This window comes from Brevibacterium linens ATCC 9172, from assembly GCF_900169165.1.
Lineage (GTDB): Bacteria > Actinomycetota > Actinomycetes > Actinomycetales > Brevibacteriaceae > Brevibacterium > Brevibacterium linens.
Genome location: NZ_FXYY01000003.1, coordinates 164,921 through 179,538, shown reverse-complemented (window position 1 = coordinate 179,538; position 14,618 = coordinate 164,921). Strand labels below are relative to the sequence as shown.

At 66.7% G+C, this 14,618-nt stretch carries 11 protein-coding genes; all 11 read right to left on the bottom strand.

The window, feature by feature from the left end; all coding sequences use genetic code 11:
- Positions 1-57 precede the first annotated feature (57 nt).
- The 11 genes from prmC to BLIN9172_RS03895 all read right to left on the bottom strand — a co-directional run bounded on the left by prmC (position 58) and on the right by BLIN9172_RS03895 (position 14,583).
- Positions 58-948 carry a peptide chain release factor N(5)-glutamine methyltransferase gene (gene prmC / locus BLIN9172_RS03945; RefSeq protein ID WP_257904155.1) on the bottom strand — a complete coding sequence of 297 codons (891 nt, stop codon included), beginning with the start codon at positions 946-948 and terminating at the stop codon, positions 58-60.
- 37 nt (positions 949-985) lie between these two features.
- Entirely contained in the window at positions 986-2,062 is a 1,077-nt protein-coding gene (gene prfA, locus BLIN9172_RS03940) for a peptide chain release factor 1 (RefSeq protein ID WP_101553932.1), read from the bottom strand.
- Position 2,063: 1 nt separating this feature from the next.
- On the bottom strand, positions 2,064-4,112 hold the full coding sequence (gene rho, locus BLIN9172_RS03935) for a transcription termination factor Rho (RefSeq protein WP_101553931.1): 2,049 nt from the start codon (positions 4,110-4,112) through the stop codon (positions 2,064-2,066).
- A gap of 224 nt (positions 4,113-4,336) precedes the next feature.
- Positions 4,337-5,239, bottom strand: a complete 903-nt coding sequence (gene thrB / locus BLIN9172_RS03930; protein WP_101553930.1) for a homoserine kinase — start codon at positions 5,237-5,239, stop codon at positions 4,337-4,339.
- Positions 5,240-5,241: 2 nt separating this feature from the next.
- Entirely contained in the window at positions 5,242-6,342 is a 1,101-nt protein-coding gene (thrC, locus tag BLIN9172_RS03925; protein WP_101553929.1) for a threonine synthase, read from the bottom strand.
- Between the two features lie 2 nt (positions 6,343-6,344).
- The gene (locus BLIN9172_RS03920; protein ID WP_101553928.1) at positions 6,345-7,652 is read right to left on the bottom strand and encodes a homoserine dehydrogenase; all 1,308 of its coding nucleotides are present in this window, start codon (positions 7,650-7,652) and stop codon (positions 6,345-6,347) included.
- A gap of 35 nt (positions 7,653-7,687) precedes the next feature.
- A complete protein-coding gene (gene lysA, locus BLIN9172_RS03915) occupies positions 7,688-9,127 on the bottom strand; it encodes a diaminopimelate decarboxylase (protein ID WP_101553927.1) in 1,440 nt (479 codons plus the stop codon).
- Entirely contained in the window at positions 9,127-9,954 is an 828-nt protein-coding gene (locus BLIN9172_RS03910) for a DALR anticodon-binding domain-containing protein (RefSeq protein ID WP_164742791.1), read from the bottom strand. The genes lysA and BLIN9172_RS03910 overlap by 1 nt, the downstream gene beginning before the upstream one ends.
- 84 nt (positions 9,955-10,038) lie before the next feature.
- Entirely contained in the window at positions 10,039-11,214 is a 1,176-nt protein-coding gene (locus tag BLIN9172_RS03905; RefSeq protein ID WP_101553925.1) for an MFS transporter, read from the bottom strand.
- Between the two features lie 49 nt (positions 11,215-11,263).
- Positions 11,264-13,813 (bottom strand): ABC transporter permease, encoded by a 2,550-nt coding sequence (locus BLIN9172_RS03900; RefSeq protein ID WP_101553924.1) that lies wholly within the window; start codon positions 13,811-13,813, stop codon positions 11,264-11,266.
- Entirely contained in the window at positions 13,810-14,583 is a 774-nt protein-coding gene (locus tag BLIN9172_RS03895) for an ABC transporter ATP-binding protein (protein WP_101553923.1), read from the bottom strand. The genes BLIN9172_RS03900 and BLIN9172_RS03895 overlap by 4 nt, the downstream gene beginning before the upstream one ends.
- Positions 14,584-14,618 lie beyond the last annotated feature (35 nt).

Sequence of the window (14,618 nt, the reverse complement as noted above, 5' to 3'; positions counted from 1 at the left end):
TGTTCGGTGTGGTCGCGGTGCAGGGCCGTGCATGACACGGATTCGTCCCCGCGCCTCCTACGCCTGGCGGCGTGCCACGGTATAGCGGTCGCGTCCAGTGTAGTCCTGGAAGGTGGCGGCGTGTCTCAGACTGGCCGTGGCCTCCAGCAGTTCCCGTGCCCCGGCGCCCTGCTCCTCGCTGTGTTCCATGAGGAAGAGCCCACCGGGTCGCAGCAGCTGCTCGGCCTCGCTGATGATGAGCCCCGGTATCTCCAAACCTGTGTCTCCGCCGAAGAGCGCGGCCGCCGGGTCATGGTCGGCCACCTCCGGGTCCCGCGGCACAGCGGAATCGGGAACATAGGGTGGGTTCGTCACCACGATGTCAGCACGCCCGCGCAGATCGGGTCGCACATCGGTGATCGTCGTCGCATCTGCGCCGATGAACTCGACGCTCGAATCGCCGAGGCGGCTGTGCGCGAGGTTCGTCAGTGACCACTTGAGCGCGGCGGGTTCGCGTTCGACGCCGAGGACGTCGACACCATCGAATTCGGTGGCCACGGACAGTGAGATCGCACCCGACCCGGAGCAGAGGTCGATGACGATTGGGCGTCGAACCTCGCTGGTCCCCGTCGGCGAGTCAGTGGTGGAGAGTTCGGCCAGTTCGGCGAGGACACCGCCGACGAGGAGTTCGGTCTCCGGACGGGGGACGAAGACTCCGGGACCCACCTGCAGCTGCAGGTGACGGAAGTAGGCGATGCCGGTGAGGTGTTGCAGCGGTGTCCGCTGCCGGCGCCGGTCACAGAGTTCGGCGAATCGTGCACTCACGGATTCCGGCACCGGGTCGTCGAAGAGGCGATGGCGGTTCAGCGCTGCCCGGTCGATCTCCCAGGCGTGGGCGAGCAGCTCGAGCGCATCGGCTTCGGGACTCGCGATTCCCGCCTCCGTGAAGAGTGTGGCGGCCCCGCGCAGGAGAGCGGAGACGAGCCTCGGGCTGTCGGTGTCCAGGTCAGTCCCCCAGCGCGTCGAGGCGAGCGGCCTTGTCGGCGTCGCGGCAGGACCCGATGACGGGATCGAGGTCGCCTGCCAGCACCTGATCGAGGTTGTAGGCCTTGTATCCGGTGCGGTGATCGGTGATCCGGTTCTCCGGGAAGTTATAGGTGCGGATGCGTTCGGAGCGATCGACGGTGCGCACCTGAGACCGACGGATGTCCGCGGCCTCCGCCGCGGCCTCTTCGGCCTGCTTGGCCAGGATCCGGGCGCGAAGCATGCGCATCGCTGCCTCTTTGTTCTGCAGCTGCGACTTCTCGTTCTGGCAGCTTGCGGTGATTCCGGTCGGCAGGTGTGTGATGCGCACAGCGGAATCGGTGGTGTTCACGGACTGGCCGCCGGGGCCGGACGACCGGTAGACGTCGATGCGCAGATCGTGTTCGTCCAGCTGCACCTCTTCGGGCTCGTCGACTTCGGGGAAGACGAGCACGCCGGCGGCTGAGGTGTGGATGCGCCCCTGCGACTCTGTGACCGGGACCCGTTGGACCCGGTGCACTCCGCCTTCGAACTTCACCCAGCCGTAGGCACCGTCATTCTTCGCCTTGACGGCCATGCTGACGTCTTTGTATCCGCCCAGATCCGAGTGCGTGGCGTCGAGAATCTGGCTCGACCAGCCCCGCGAGTCGATCCACCGCTGATACATCCGCAGCAGATCGCCGGCGAACAGTGCGGATTCGTCCCCGCCTTCGCCGGCTTTGATCTCGATGATCGCGTCCCGGGAGTCGTCCGGGTCGCTGGGAACCAGGAGATCCTTGAGCTCACCCTCGGCCGTGTCCATCTCTGCCGACAGCCGCTGCGCCTCGGAGGCGAAGTCGGCGTCGTCCGCAGCCAGTTCCACCGCGGCGGCGTGATCGGCTTCGAGTTGGGCGAAGTGCCGGGCGGCCGCGGCGACCTTGTCGAGTTCCGCGTACCGCCGGGTCAGCTTCTTGGCCCGGCCGGCGTCAGCGTGGACCGCGGGGTCGGAGAGTTCCTCCTGCACCCGCGCATGCTCATCGAGCAGTGCACTGACGCTGGCCGTGAGGGTGTCGTCGACCATCTCAGCTGTTGTCGGTCGACGACTTCGGCAGCGGGGTCGTCTTCTGCACCTGCATGAGGAACTCGACGTTCGAGCCGGTCTCCTTGAGCTTCGACATGAGCAGCTCGACCGCCTGCTGCTGCTCGAGTCCCGAGAGCAGTCGGCGCAGCTGCCACATGACCTTCGTCTCCTCCGTGGTCATGAGCATCTCTTCGCGACGCGTGCTCGAGGAGTTGACGTCGATGGCCGGGAAGATGCGCTTGTCGGCGAGCTGTCGGCTCAGACGCAGCTCCATATTGCCGGTGCCCTTGAACTCCTCGAAGATGACTTCGTCCATCTTCGAACCGGTCTCGACGAGGGCCGTGGCCAGGATGGTCAGCGAGCCGCCGCCTTCGATGTTGCGTGCGGCACCGAAGAACTTCTTCGGCGGGTAGAGCGCATTGGCGTCGACACCGCCGGAGAGGATCCGGCCGGATGCCGGCTGCGCGATGTTGTAGGCACGACCCAGGCGAGTGATGTTGTCGAGCAGCACGACTACGTCGGAGCCCATCTCGACGAGACGCTTGGCGCGTTCGATGGCGAGCTCGGCGATCGTGGTGTGGTCGTCGGCCGGACGATCGAAGGTCGAGGCGATGACTTCGCCCTTGACCGCGCGCTGCATGTCCGTGACTTCCTCGGGACGTTCGTCGACGAGGACGACCATGAGATGCGCTTCGGGATTGTTCTCGGTGATCGCATTCGCGATCTGCTGCATGATCGTCGTCTTGCCCGCCTTCGGGGGCGCGACGATGAGTCCGCGCTGTCCCTTGCCGATGGGGGTGATGAGATCGATGAGGCGGGTCGAGTGCAGCTTCGAGGTGGTCTCGAGACGCAGTCGTTCCTGCGGGTAGAGCGGAGTCAGCTTCGAGAACTCGACACGGCTGCGCGCATCGTCAACGGTGAGTCCGTTGACGGAGTCGAGGCGGACAAGGGCGTCGAACTTCTCACGCTTGTTGCCCCGCTGTTCGTTCTCACGCGGCTGACGGATCGCGCCGGCGACGGCGTCGCCCTTGCGCAGGCCGTTCTTACGCACCATGGATGCCGAGAGATAGACGTCGTTCGGCCCCGGCAGGTAGCCGGAGGTGCGGAGGAAGGCGTAGTTGTCGTGGACGTCGAGGATGCCGCCGACGGGAATGAGCACATCGTCGCTGCGGATCTCCGGCTCGTCGTTGCCGCGGCCGCGACGCTTCCGGTCCCGACCCCGTCCGCGACGGTTGCCGCCTCGGTCGTCATCGTCGTTGCTGCGGTTGCGACGATCGTTGCGGTCGTTGTTTCCGCCGCGGTCGTTGCGGTTCCCGCGATCGTTTCCGCCGTTCCGGTCGTTGTTGCCCCGGCCGTTGCGGTCGTTGCCGCCTCGGTTGTCGTCGGAACGGTCGTTGTTCTTGCTGCGACGGTCGTTGTCGCGTCCTCCGCGTTGGTCACGGTCGGAACGATCCTGGCCGCCGTTGCGGTCGTGGTTCCCGGAACGCTCCTGGTTCCCGGAGCGGTCCTGGCCGCCGTTGCGGTCGGAGGATTCTTCGCCGCTGCCATCACGGTCCTCGTTCCGGGACTCCGCGGTCTGGGACTCCGAGCCCCGAGAACGCGAGCGGCTGCGGCGGGAGCGCTGGCCATCCTGGTCGCCGTTCGGCTCATCGGCGGATGCTTCCCCGGACTGCTGTGCGCCGGACTCATTCGCCGAGGAATCGTCGGCGTGCGGTTCGACGATGAGCGCCGGAGCATCCTCGGAGGCGGCAGCGGCGGAACGACGCGAGGAACGGCGGTTCGTCGAGTCCTGCTTCTTCTCGTCCCGCTTCTCCGCCGGCTTCTCGGCCTTCGCAGCGGGCTCGGCGGAGGACTTCTTCTCGGCGGGGGCGGACTTCGTCTCAGCGGATCCGCCCGAGTGGCTGTTGATGGCGTCGATCAGTTCGCTCTTGCGAAGGCGACGGTAACCCTTGATTCCCAGCCCGGCAGCCATTTCCTGGAGCTGAGGCAGCCGCAGCGCTGTGAGGCTGCCTGTGCGCGGGGTGGAATCCTGAGTGGTGGTTTCAGACACGAAGGTCCTTCTCCCTCTTTCGGCCGTGCGGCATGTGCCGTTTGCTCACGGCGACGGAAACACCATTGACGGTGCGATGTGAAAGAAAACCTGCTAAAGAATGAGCAGGAGATGTTCCAGAATGTATGACATCGGCGACGGATCTGTGTAGAACAGCGGGAAGCCGTGCCCTGTCGGAACACCCACAGTCTACTTGTTCGGCGACGATCTGGCGAATCGTTTCCTCAATTTTCTCGGCTCACCCGATAACCGCCGAGGTCAATCGCAGTGCGATGAGCGACGATGCCGGCCGGCACGAGGGTGTCGGGCACCGCTTCGGCGAGGACGAGCACCGTCGGTCCGGCTCCGGAGATGACAGCAGGGAACCCCTCGGCGCGCAGCGCGTCGACGAGTTCCATCGACTCCGGATAGGCGCTGCGGCGGAACTCCTGATGGAGCCGATCACGAGTGGCTTCGAAGAGCACCCGCGCGTCGTTGCTCAGTCCGTGCACGAGCAGGCCCGCCCGAGCCGAGTTGTCCGCCGCGATCGCATGGTCGATGCCTGCGGGAATGAGGCCGCGGGCGACCTCGGTGTCGAGGCGGACGGAGGGAACGAGCACGGTGACGTGCTCGAGCGTGCGCACGGGCACCTGCCATGACTGGACCGGCGCAGACAGGGAGACGGTGAGACCGCCGTAGATCGCGGGCGCGGCATTGTCCGGATGGCCCTCGATCGCGGTGGCGATCTCGAGGATCCGATCTCGACTCATCTCCTCTCCGGTCGACCAGGCTCCGAGCTCCGCGGCGAGGCCGATCCCCGCCACGACCGCGGCCGCCGAAGAGCCCATCCCGCGCGAATGCGGGATCCGGTTGACGCACTCGAGCGACAGCCGCGGACTCAGATCGGCCGCGACGTCGGGGAACTCCGCCTCGAGCACCTCCCCGATGATCTGCATGATCAGGTGCGAACGGTCGCGTGGCAGCACCTCGGCGCCCTCCCCCGTCACCTCGACGCAGCGGTCAGCGTCGACCGCTGCGTCTGCGACGGTGACAGTGAGAGTGTCGACGATGTCGAGCGCCAGCCCGTACGAGTCGTAGCCGGGTCCCAGATTCGCCGAGGTGGCCGGGACCTCGAGTCTCACGCGCACGCTCAGCTGTCCTCGAGTCCCATGTCCTCGAGTCCCAGCGCGCGAGCGGCGCTGACGGCGTCGACGGAGACCCGCTGGGTCTCGATATCGGATCCGTCTGCGGTGTGCAGGGCCCAGCTGGGATCCTTGAGACCGTGACCGGTCACGGTCACCGCGATCGTCGCACCGGCAGGGACATCGCCCGCGTCGGCCATCTTCAGCAGACCCGCCACCGAGGCGGCCGAACCGGGTTCGACGAAGATGCCCTCTTCACGCGAGAGGAACTTGTGGGCGGCGAGGATCTGGTCATCGGTGACCGAATCGATGCGACCGCCCGAGTCGTCACGCGCCGTTTCGGCTTGCGTCCAACTCGCGGGGTTCCCGATCCGGATGGCGGTCGCCACCGTGTCGGGTTCGTCGACCGGATGCCCGAGGACCAGCGGTGCGGCGCCGGCGGCCTGGAAGCCCCACATCTGCGGCAGCTGCGTGGAGACCCCCTGTTCGCGGTATTCGTTGTAGCCCTTCCAGTACGCCGTGATGTTGCCGGCGTTGCCGACGGGCAGAACATGGATGTCGGGGGCGTCGCCGAGGACATCGACGACTTCGAAGGCCGCGGTCTTCTGACCTTCGATGCGATCCGGGTTGACCGAGTTGACGAGGTGGACAGGATAGGACTCGGAGAGCTTGCGGCACAGCGTCAGACAGTCGTCGAAGTTTCCGTCGACTTCGAGCAGAGTCGCCCCGTGCGCGATGGCCTGGCTCATCTTCCCCGGCGCGATCTTGCCGGTTGGCACGAGCACAGCGCAGGTCAGTCCGGCCTTCGTGGCATAGGCGGCGGCAGAGGCCGAGGTATTGCCCGTCGAGGCGCAGATGACGGCTTTGGCACCATGGGCCACAGCCTTGGTGATCGCCATCGTCATACCGCGGTCTTTGAACGACGCAGTCGGATTGAGGCCCTCGTACTTCACCCACACCTGGGCACCGGTGCGTGCGCTGAGCTTCTCCGCCCTGATCAGCGGGGTCCCGCCCTCACCGAGTGTGACGGCAGGAGCGTCAGCGGAGATGTCGAGCAGGCTGCGGTATTCCTCGACGACGCCCTGCCACTGGTGTCTGGGGTAGTTCATAGTCACTGTCCTTCTACGCGGATCACGGATTTGACGGTGTGGACGACAGGCAGATCGACGAGTCGATCGACCGTCTTCTGCAGAGTCGAGTCGGTGTTCGAGTGGGTGGCCAGCACGAGCTTCGCGTGCTGGACGCCGTTGTCGTCGATGTCCCCGATCGTCTGTCGCATCAGTTCGATGGATGCCCCTTCATCGGCGAAGACCTCGGAGACCGCGGCGAGCACACCGAGACGGTCGACCACGTCGAGGGTGATGTGGTACCTGGTCGTGATCGCCGAGATCGGCAGGATCGGGTAGTCCTCGTGGAAGGGGCGTTCGTACTGTCCGCGTCCGCCGAGCACCTTGCGCCTGGCCACGGACACGAGGTCGCCGAGCACGGCGGATGCGGTCGGTGCTCCCCCGGCGCCCTGTCCGTAGAACATCAGCTCGCCGGCGGCTTCGGCCTCGATGAACACGGCGTTGAAGGCACCGCGGACGGCTGCCAGTGCGTGTGCTCGGTCGAGAAGCGCCGGATAGACGCGCGCCGAGAGTCCGGCGCCCGCCGGTGATGAGGCCACACGTTCGCACACGGCGAGGAGTTTGATGACGAAGCCCTGGTCCCGGGCGGTCTCGACCATCTCGGCGGTGACGCCTTCGATGCCTTCGACGTGGACGTCATCGATCGACACGGGGGCGTGGAATGCCAGAGAGGACAGGATCGCAGCCTTCGCCGCCGCATCGTGTCCGCCGATGTCAGCGGTCGGATCGGCCTCTGCGTATCCGAGCCCTTGGGCGGCGGTGAGCGCCTGGTCGAAATCCCAGCCCTCGGAGTCCATCTGATCGAGGATGTAGTTCGTCGTGCCGTTGACGATGCCCATGATGCGTTCGATCCGGTCGCCGGCCAGCGAATCGCCGACGGGGCGGATGATCGGGATGGCCCCTGCCACCGCCGCTTCGTGTTCGAGACGCACACCAGCGGCGTCGGCAGCGGACATGAGCTCGCCGTAGCCGGCGGCCAGCAGAGCCTTGTTCGCGGTCACGACCGATGAACCATGGCGCAGCGCTGCGGTGATGAGCGAGCGGGCTGGTTCGATCCCGCCCATCAGCTCAACGACGATATCGGCTCCGGTGATGGCCGCCTCGGCGTCGGTCGTCAGCAGCTTCTCGTCGATTCCCGGACGGGCCTTCGAGGCATCGCGGACGACGATGGCGCTCAGCTCCAGCGGAGCGCCGATGCGCTCGGCCAGGCCCTCCGCGCGATCCTGGATTCGGGCGGCGACCTCCGTGCCGACGACTCCGCATCCGAGCATGGCAACCTTCAGTGCCTGCATTTCCTCACCTTTTCCACTCTTGTCTCTCACGCTCATCAGGCCGACGTCTCTCCCCCGGCCATTCCCGGGTCCGTGGCGAACATCTGCGTGTGGTCTTCGGGGGTCACGATCCACTCAACTCTATCGGCCTCGACGGCCAGCACGCCCGGCCGGGGCAGATGGTTGTAGTTGTTGGCCAGCGAGCGGCAGTACGCCCCGGTGGTGGGGACCGCGACGAGATCGCCTGCGGTGACGTCTGCCCCCATGTATTCGTCGCGGACGATGATGTCACCGGATTCGCAGTGCTTGCCGACGACCCGCACGATCGCAGGCTCGGCGTTCGAGTTCCGGTTGGCCAGGGTGCACGAATAGTCCGCATCGTAGAGTGCCGTGCGGATGTTGTCGCTCATTCCCCCGTTGACAGCGACATATGTGCGAGTTCCGCTGTCCGTGCTCACCTGTTTGACGGTGCCGACCTCGTAGAGAGTGAACACCGCCGGGGAGACGATGGCGCGACCGGGTTCGATGGAGATCCTGGGGACGCTCGTGCCCAGGCCCCGGCATTCCTTGGCCACGACGGCAGCGAGCTCTGCAGCCATCTCCGCGACCGGGATCGGGGTGTCCTGGGAGGTGTAGCGGATGCCGAAGCCGCCGCCGAGGTCGACATCGGGCAGGTCGATGCCGTGTTCGCCCATGATCTCGGCTCGGAAGGCGAGTACGCGGGCGGCGGCGACCTGGAATCCGGAGATGTCGAAGATCTGCGAACCGATGTGGGAGTGGAGACCGTCGAGACGCAGATGGTCGGATTCGGCGACCAGACGAGCGGCCCGGGCGGCGGTGCCGTCGGCGAGAGAGAGCCCGAACTTCTGGTCTTCGTGAGCCGTGGCGATGAAGTCGTGGGTGTGCGCTTCGACGCCGACCGTGACTCGCAGCATGACAGGGGCGACCGTTCCCCTGGCCACAGCGATGGATTCCAGACGTGCGACCTCATCGAGGCTGTCGACGAAGATCCTGGCCACGCCGTAGTCGAGGGCGTATTCGAGCTCCGCCGCCGATTTGCTGTTTCCGTGCAGGCCGACGCGGTCGCCGGGGACACCGGCGGCGCGGGCGATCATCATCTCGCCCAGGGAGCAGGTGTCGAGGCCGAGCCCGGCCTCATGCACCCAGCGGGCCACAGCTGTGCACAGGAATGCCTTCCCGGCGTAGAACACATCGGCGCCGGCCAGTCCCTTCTCCACGGAGAAGGCGTTGGAGAACGTGCTCAGGTAGGCCTCGGCACGGCTGCGGAAGTCAGCGACGTCCATGACGAGGGTGGGGGTTCCGTAGCGTTCGGCCAGGTCCGTCACGGAATGACCGGCGATCGTGAGCACACCGTCGTCGGTCTTCGCGACGTTGTCCGACCACAGACTCGGCAGCAGCGCATTGACGTCGTCGGGATAGGGCAGCCACACCGGGGCCGGGGTCGCGTGCAGTGTCCCTGCGATATGTGCGGGCATCAGATCCTCTCCGGGGCCGAAGCACCCAATTGTCGTAGTCCTGCGGCGAGGACGATGATCACGGCTCTCAGAGCGAGAAGCCTCGAGGTATGGGTGACGGTGATGTCCTCATCGACCGTCGGCGTGACCGGGCAGCGACGCAGCCAGGTCTCGACAACTGCGCCGAGCTCGAGCAGCGCTGTGAGCAGAGGTTCGGACTCGCCGAGGCGGCGCGACCGTTCCAGCGCGGACGGCAGCCCCGCCACGATGGTGAGCATCCGGGTCTCACTCGGCTGCGCGAGCGTCGCCAGGTCGCTGGCCGTGGTCGGGATTCCCGCTCGGTGTGCCCGCCGCAGTTCGCGGCAGGCCGCGGCGTGGCCGCGCTGGAGGGCGTTCACAGCGCCCGAATCGACATCGTTGCCGCGGCCGTCGGCGCGCAGACCCGGTGCCGGCTCCCGGGCGGATGCGGAGACCAGCGCGCGGAACGTCGTTCCATCCTGTTCCGCTCCGCTGTGGGTGTCGGCTCGTGCTCCCGCGCTGATGATGTCGCAGATCACCCGCGCACGCGCGGCCGGGGTGGGGGTCACGTTGACGAATCCGGGCCCGGACACGACTGCGTCCGCCACTTCGGGCAGGGCGCGCAGTTCGGTGCACAGATGTGCGGCGAGTCGGGTTCGCAGCTCGGCTGAAGCGGCGGCGCGCAGCGCCACGGGTGTCGTCCAGTCACCGAGGTCGGGACGGGCCGAGGCCCGAACGTCGATGACCGCGGCGGATCCCGGCGCCACAAGACCTGCGTCGGCCGTCGCCAAGGCGCGCGCGAGTGCAGTCTGCAGGTCTTCCGGGATCACTCGAACAGAGTACTCGGGGCCGGACTGCGAGGACGAATCCGGCGTCATCTTCGCTCTCATGACGAGACGGATGCCCGGACGGCTTCAGATGGCGCCGGGGCGGCAGGCGGTGTGGCTGACGAAGAACTTGACCGCCACTGAGGCGAGCACCACAGCGAATGCCGGCCACATGCTGTCGAAGCTCTGGATGAGGAACGCGAAGATCAGTGGGCCGGTGGCCGCCAGGAGGTAACCGCCGCCCTGGACGAAACCGGACAGGGAGGCCGCCGCTTCGGCGTCGCGTGCACGCAGGGTGATCAGTGTCAGCGCGAGCGGGAACGTGGAGATGCCGATGCCCAGCAGTACGGTCCACAGAACGGGGGCCGACGTGGGCAGCAGCCACAGCCCCAGGTAGCCCACGGCCAGGCTGAGGCAGAAGCCGACGACGATGAGATGGGCCGATCTCATCTTCTGCGCGATGGTCGGCAGGACGAAGCCGAGGACGAGCGGGATGGCGGTGACCAGCGCCAGCATCGCTCCGCCGAATGCCGCATCGAATCCGGAGCGGGTGAGCAGGCTCGGCAGCCAGGTGAAGAGGATGAAGTTGTTGAACGATGTCAGTCCCGTCATCGTCATCAGCGCCCAGGCCCGAGGGCTGCGCAGAAGGCGGGAGAGCTCACTGCCGCCGACGACGGCGACGGCCACCTCGGTGGCGGGTGCGGGCCTGACGATGCGGATGACGATCCACACGACCGCCCCCAGAGCCGCGAAAGCGGCCCAGACGAGCAGTGAGCCTCTCCAACCGACACCGGAGGCGAGGGGAACCGCCACGAGCGGCGGAATGAATGTCCCGAACTGGAGGAGCCCGACGTGCACGGTCGACATGAGGGCCACTCTGTCGGGGAAATACGATTTCACCAGGGGCGGGAGGATGACGTTGCCGATGCCCATTCCCAGCAGGGCCAACACGCTCAGCGCCAGGAACAGCGACTGCGAATCGATGACCGCGCGGACACCCAGTCCGATCATGACCATCACCATGGCGGCCAAGGTCAGGCCGAGTCCGGAGAAGCGGGCATAGAGCCGCGGGGTGATGAAGCCGCTGATGCCGTAGAGCAGCGGCGGCAGCATGCCGATGACGGCCAGGAACACCGCGCTCAGGTCGATCTCTTCGCCCATCGTGTCGAGCAGAGGCGAGAGCCCGGTGACTCCCGGGCGCAGATTGAAGGCAGCGAAGACGATTCCGAGGACGATCAGAAAGCGGATGCGCGCGGAGTTCATGAGCTCTTTCCTATCAGACACCGACGTCCGGTTCGGTGGCCGGGGCCCATCAGAAGTCGAGTTTGAGTCCCTCGACGGGTGAGAGCCGAGACGCCCGCCTGGCCGGTGCCAGAGCAGAGAGGATCCCGGCGATGACCGCCACTCCGAGGATGCCGAGGAAGGACACGACGGAGACGTCGACGATGAGGTCGGTGGAGTAGCCATGAGTGACCAACCGTGTGCCGACGATGCCCAGGGCACCGCCGAGCACGAGTCCCAGCAGTGCAGCCACCGATGAGATGAGCACCGCCTCGAGCGCCAGAAGAGTCCGCAGCTGCGCGATGCTCAGCCCCAGCGCCCGCATCAGCGCGTTCTCCCGGCGGCGCTCGATGACGGAGAGGCTGACCGTGTTCGAGACGCCGATGAGCGCGATGACCACAGAGACGAAGAGGAGGGCCACGGCACCGGCGAGCATGACGTCGATGAGTTCGGAATAGGTGCCCCGAGCGACGGCGGAGCCGCCGACCTCCTCGCTGGAGACGTCGAGTGCCTCGGCCACGGACTGGCGGATGCGTGCGATCTCGTCGACGTCGACGTCCTCGTCGAGGCGGACGAGCACAGCCGTCGTCGTCGCCGAGATCCCGAGGTCGTTGCCGACCTCGGGAGTGGTGAAGAACGCAAGGCTGGAGAGACCGTCCCTGTGCACAGGCACGCTCATCTCGGTGAGTCCTCTCACCCGCACGGTCGCTGAGCTGTAGTCCTCGGGAACGGTGACCCGTCCGGACACGATGTCGGCCGCCGCGTCGCCGAGCACGGTGTCGGCGCTGTCCGGGTCGAGGACGAAGATCTCCGGACGGGAGCCCTCGAAATCCTCGACCGCCTCGGCGCGGTGGGCGATGACCGCGGTGGACACGCCCGGGATCTCGCGCACCTCGTCGAGCTCATCATCGTCGACGAGGCCCGACAGCGGCACGGAGACGTCGACAGGATAGCGCTGGTCGAGTCCGTGGCTGAGCGTCGCCTTCGTCGACATGCCGCCGACGAGGATCGTCGCCACCAGGGTCACACCGATGATCAGCGCCGTGGCCGTGGCCGCGGTGCGTTGCGGATTGCGCAGCGTGTTCAAGGTCGCCAGCTGCCCGGGCACGCCCCACGGGCTGAACAGCACCTCCCCCGCCCACGCGACGACCGGCGGGATGATCTTCGCGGAGCTGACGACCAGTCCGGTGACCACGAGGCCCCCGCCCAGCGCACCTCCGAGGATCCAGCGCTCGGAGGTCGACACGGCGTAGACGGAGACGATGACGAGAAGTGTGCCCAGGCCGATGAGGCCGAAGCCGACGAGGTGGCGGGGTCGGGCGCGAGTTCTCGGCGAGATGGAGACATCGAAGGGCTGGAGTGCTTCGAGCGGTGTCACTGCGATGGCGCTGCGAGCCGGGCGGATGGTGGCCACGATCGTCAGCAGGGCACCCACGACTATGCCGCTGATCAGAGCGGAGACGGGGATCGTGAGCGTGTCGTAGGGGAATTCCGCCGGCCAGTACCGCACCGCGGCGGCCATGAGGCCGCGACTGACGAGGATCCCCGCGAGTACACCGAAGATCGATCCGAGCACACCGACGAAGAGCCCTTCGGCCACGACGGAGGCGTACATCTGCACGCGGGTGGCGCCGAGGCAGCGCAGCAGTGCGAATTCGCGACGACGCCCGGCGACGATGACCGAGAAGGTGTTGGAGACGACGAGGATGGCGACGATGACGGAGATTCCGGCGAATACGAGCAGGAAACCGGTCACAACGACATTGCCGCCGGAGAGCCGATCCGTCTTCGCGCTCACGGCATCGTCCACGGTGAGCGCCTCGAGACTGCCGTCCAGCTCCGATTCGTCGATGGCCCTCTGCAGCTGTGATCGCACCGTCTCCGGGTCCGCACCGTCTTCAAGGGCGATCTGAATGGCGATGACATCACCCTGCTGGGCGAAGTACTCCTGGTAGCCCGCGGCGGTCGTCAGTGCCCGAGAGGCTCCGGGCCGCGCCGGATCCTGCCTCAGCTCGGCGATGCCGACGACGGAGAAGGTGACACTGCTCTGGCTCGGTCCCCGATAGACGGGCATGTCATCGTCTCCGCTGCCCACCGGAACGGCATCGACGGTGAAGCGGATCTCATCACCGATGCCGATGGCGAGGTCGGCTGCCGTGCGGGTATCGAGCACGAGGTCCGTTCTGGCATCCGGTCGCTGGCCCGAGACCATGTCGAACGTGTCGTGACGTTCATCGGCAGGCACCGGGGACAGGGCAAAGGAGCTCTCGGAGAATGAGGCGCCTCTGCCGGTGGTCACGGTGCGGGCCGACAGAGACGCAGTGCTGACCCCGTCGACATCGGCCAGGGGTCCCAGCAGCGGAGACGCCTCGTCTCCCCCGACGAAGACGTCTCTGTGCGGAATGACGGCGAGGTCGGCTTTCTCGAACGAACGGCCGACGGCGTGTTCGAGGCTGTCCTGCAGCGAGGAGTTGATGATCAGGGTCGTCGCCACGAAACCTGCGGCCAGGGCGATGCCGAGGCCGATGGCGAGGAACCGGGCCCAGTGGATCCGGATCTGCGCGAGAGCGACTGCGATCACAGAGAGCTCAGTTCGCTCAGCGCCGTGACCACGCTCTCCCGCGTCGGCTGTCGGACTTCACCCGTGGCCCGGCCGTCCTTGAGGAGGACGACCCGACCGGCATGGGATGCCGCCACGGGATCGTGGGTGACCATGATGATCGTCTGCCCGTACAGGGTCGTGGCCCGGCCGAGCAGGGACAGGACCTCCGCTCCCGCGTGGGAGTCGAGATTTCCCGTGGGCTCATCGGCGAAGATGACGTCCGGCCGGGTCAGCAGGGCCCGGGCCACGGCGACTCGCTGCTGCTGACCGCCGGAGAGCTCGTGCGGACGATGCTGGAGGCGATCGCCGAGTTCGAGTCGTTCGACGACTTCGGCCTTCCACTCGCGATCGATCTTCTTCCTGGCCAGCGACACCGGCAGTTCGATGTTCTGCTCTGCGCTCAGGGTCGGGACGAGGTTGAATGCTTGGAAGATGAAGCCGACGCGGTCACGGCGCAGCTGGGTCAGCTGCCGATCGTTGAGACGAGTGATGTCGTGGCCGCGCATGATGATCGAGCCCGAATCGACGCGATCGAGACCGGCGAGGACATGCATGAATGTCGACTTGCCCGACCCGGAGGGTCCCATGATGGCGGTGAAGCGACCGGATTCGAAGTCGACGCTGATGTCGTCGAGAGCATCGACTGCCGTGTCGCCGCGGCCGAAGCTTTTGCGCAGGCCCTGCGCGCGGAGGACGATGCCATCATCCCCCGCGCCGGTCTGGACGGCCTCATCAGCAGGTTCCGACATCGCATGCCTCACATCACGGTCCGGGTCTCGTCTCC

Bases quoted from the DNA above. Each gene is read 5' to 3' on its own strand.
- prfA (WP_101553932.1), bottom strand. From the start codon at position 2,062: ATGGTCGACGACACCCTCACGGCCAGCGTCAGTGCACTGCTCGATGAG.
- thrC (WP_101553929.1), bottom strand. From the start codon at position 6,342: ATGAACTACCCCAGACACCAGTGGCAGGGCGTCGTCGAGGAATACCGC.
- BLIN9172_RS03920 (WP_101553928.1), bottom strand. From the start codon at position 7,652: ATGCAGGCACTGAAGGTTGCCATGCTCGGATGCGGAGTCGTCGGCACG.
- lysA (WP_101553927.1), bottom strand. From the start codon at position 9,127: ATGCCCGCACATATCGCAGGGACACTGCACGCGACCCCGGCCCCGGTG.
- BLIN9172_RS03905 (WP_101553925.1), bottom strand. From the start codon at position 11,214: ATGAACTCCGCGCGCATCCGCTTTCTGATCGTCCTCGGAATCGTCTTC.
- BLIN9172_RS03895 (WP_101553923.1), bottom strand. From the start codon at position 14,583: ATGTCGGAACCTGCTGATGAGGCCGTCCAGACCGGCGCGGGGGATGAT.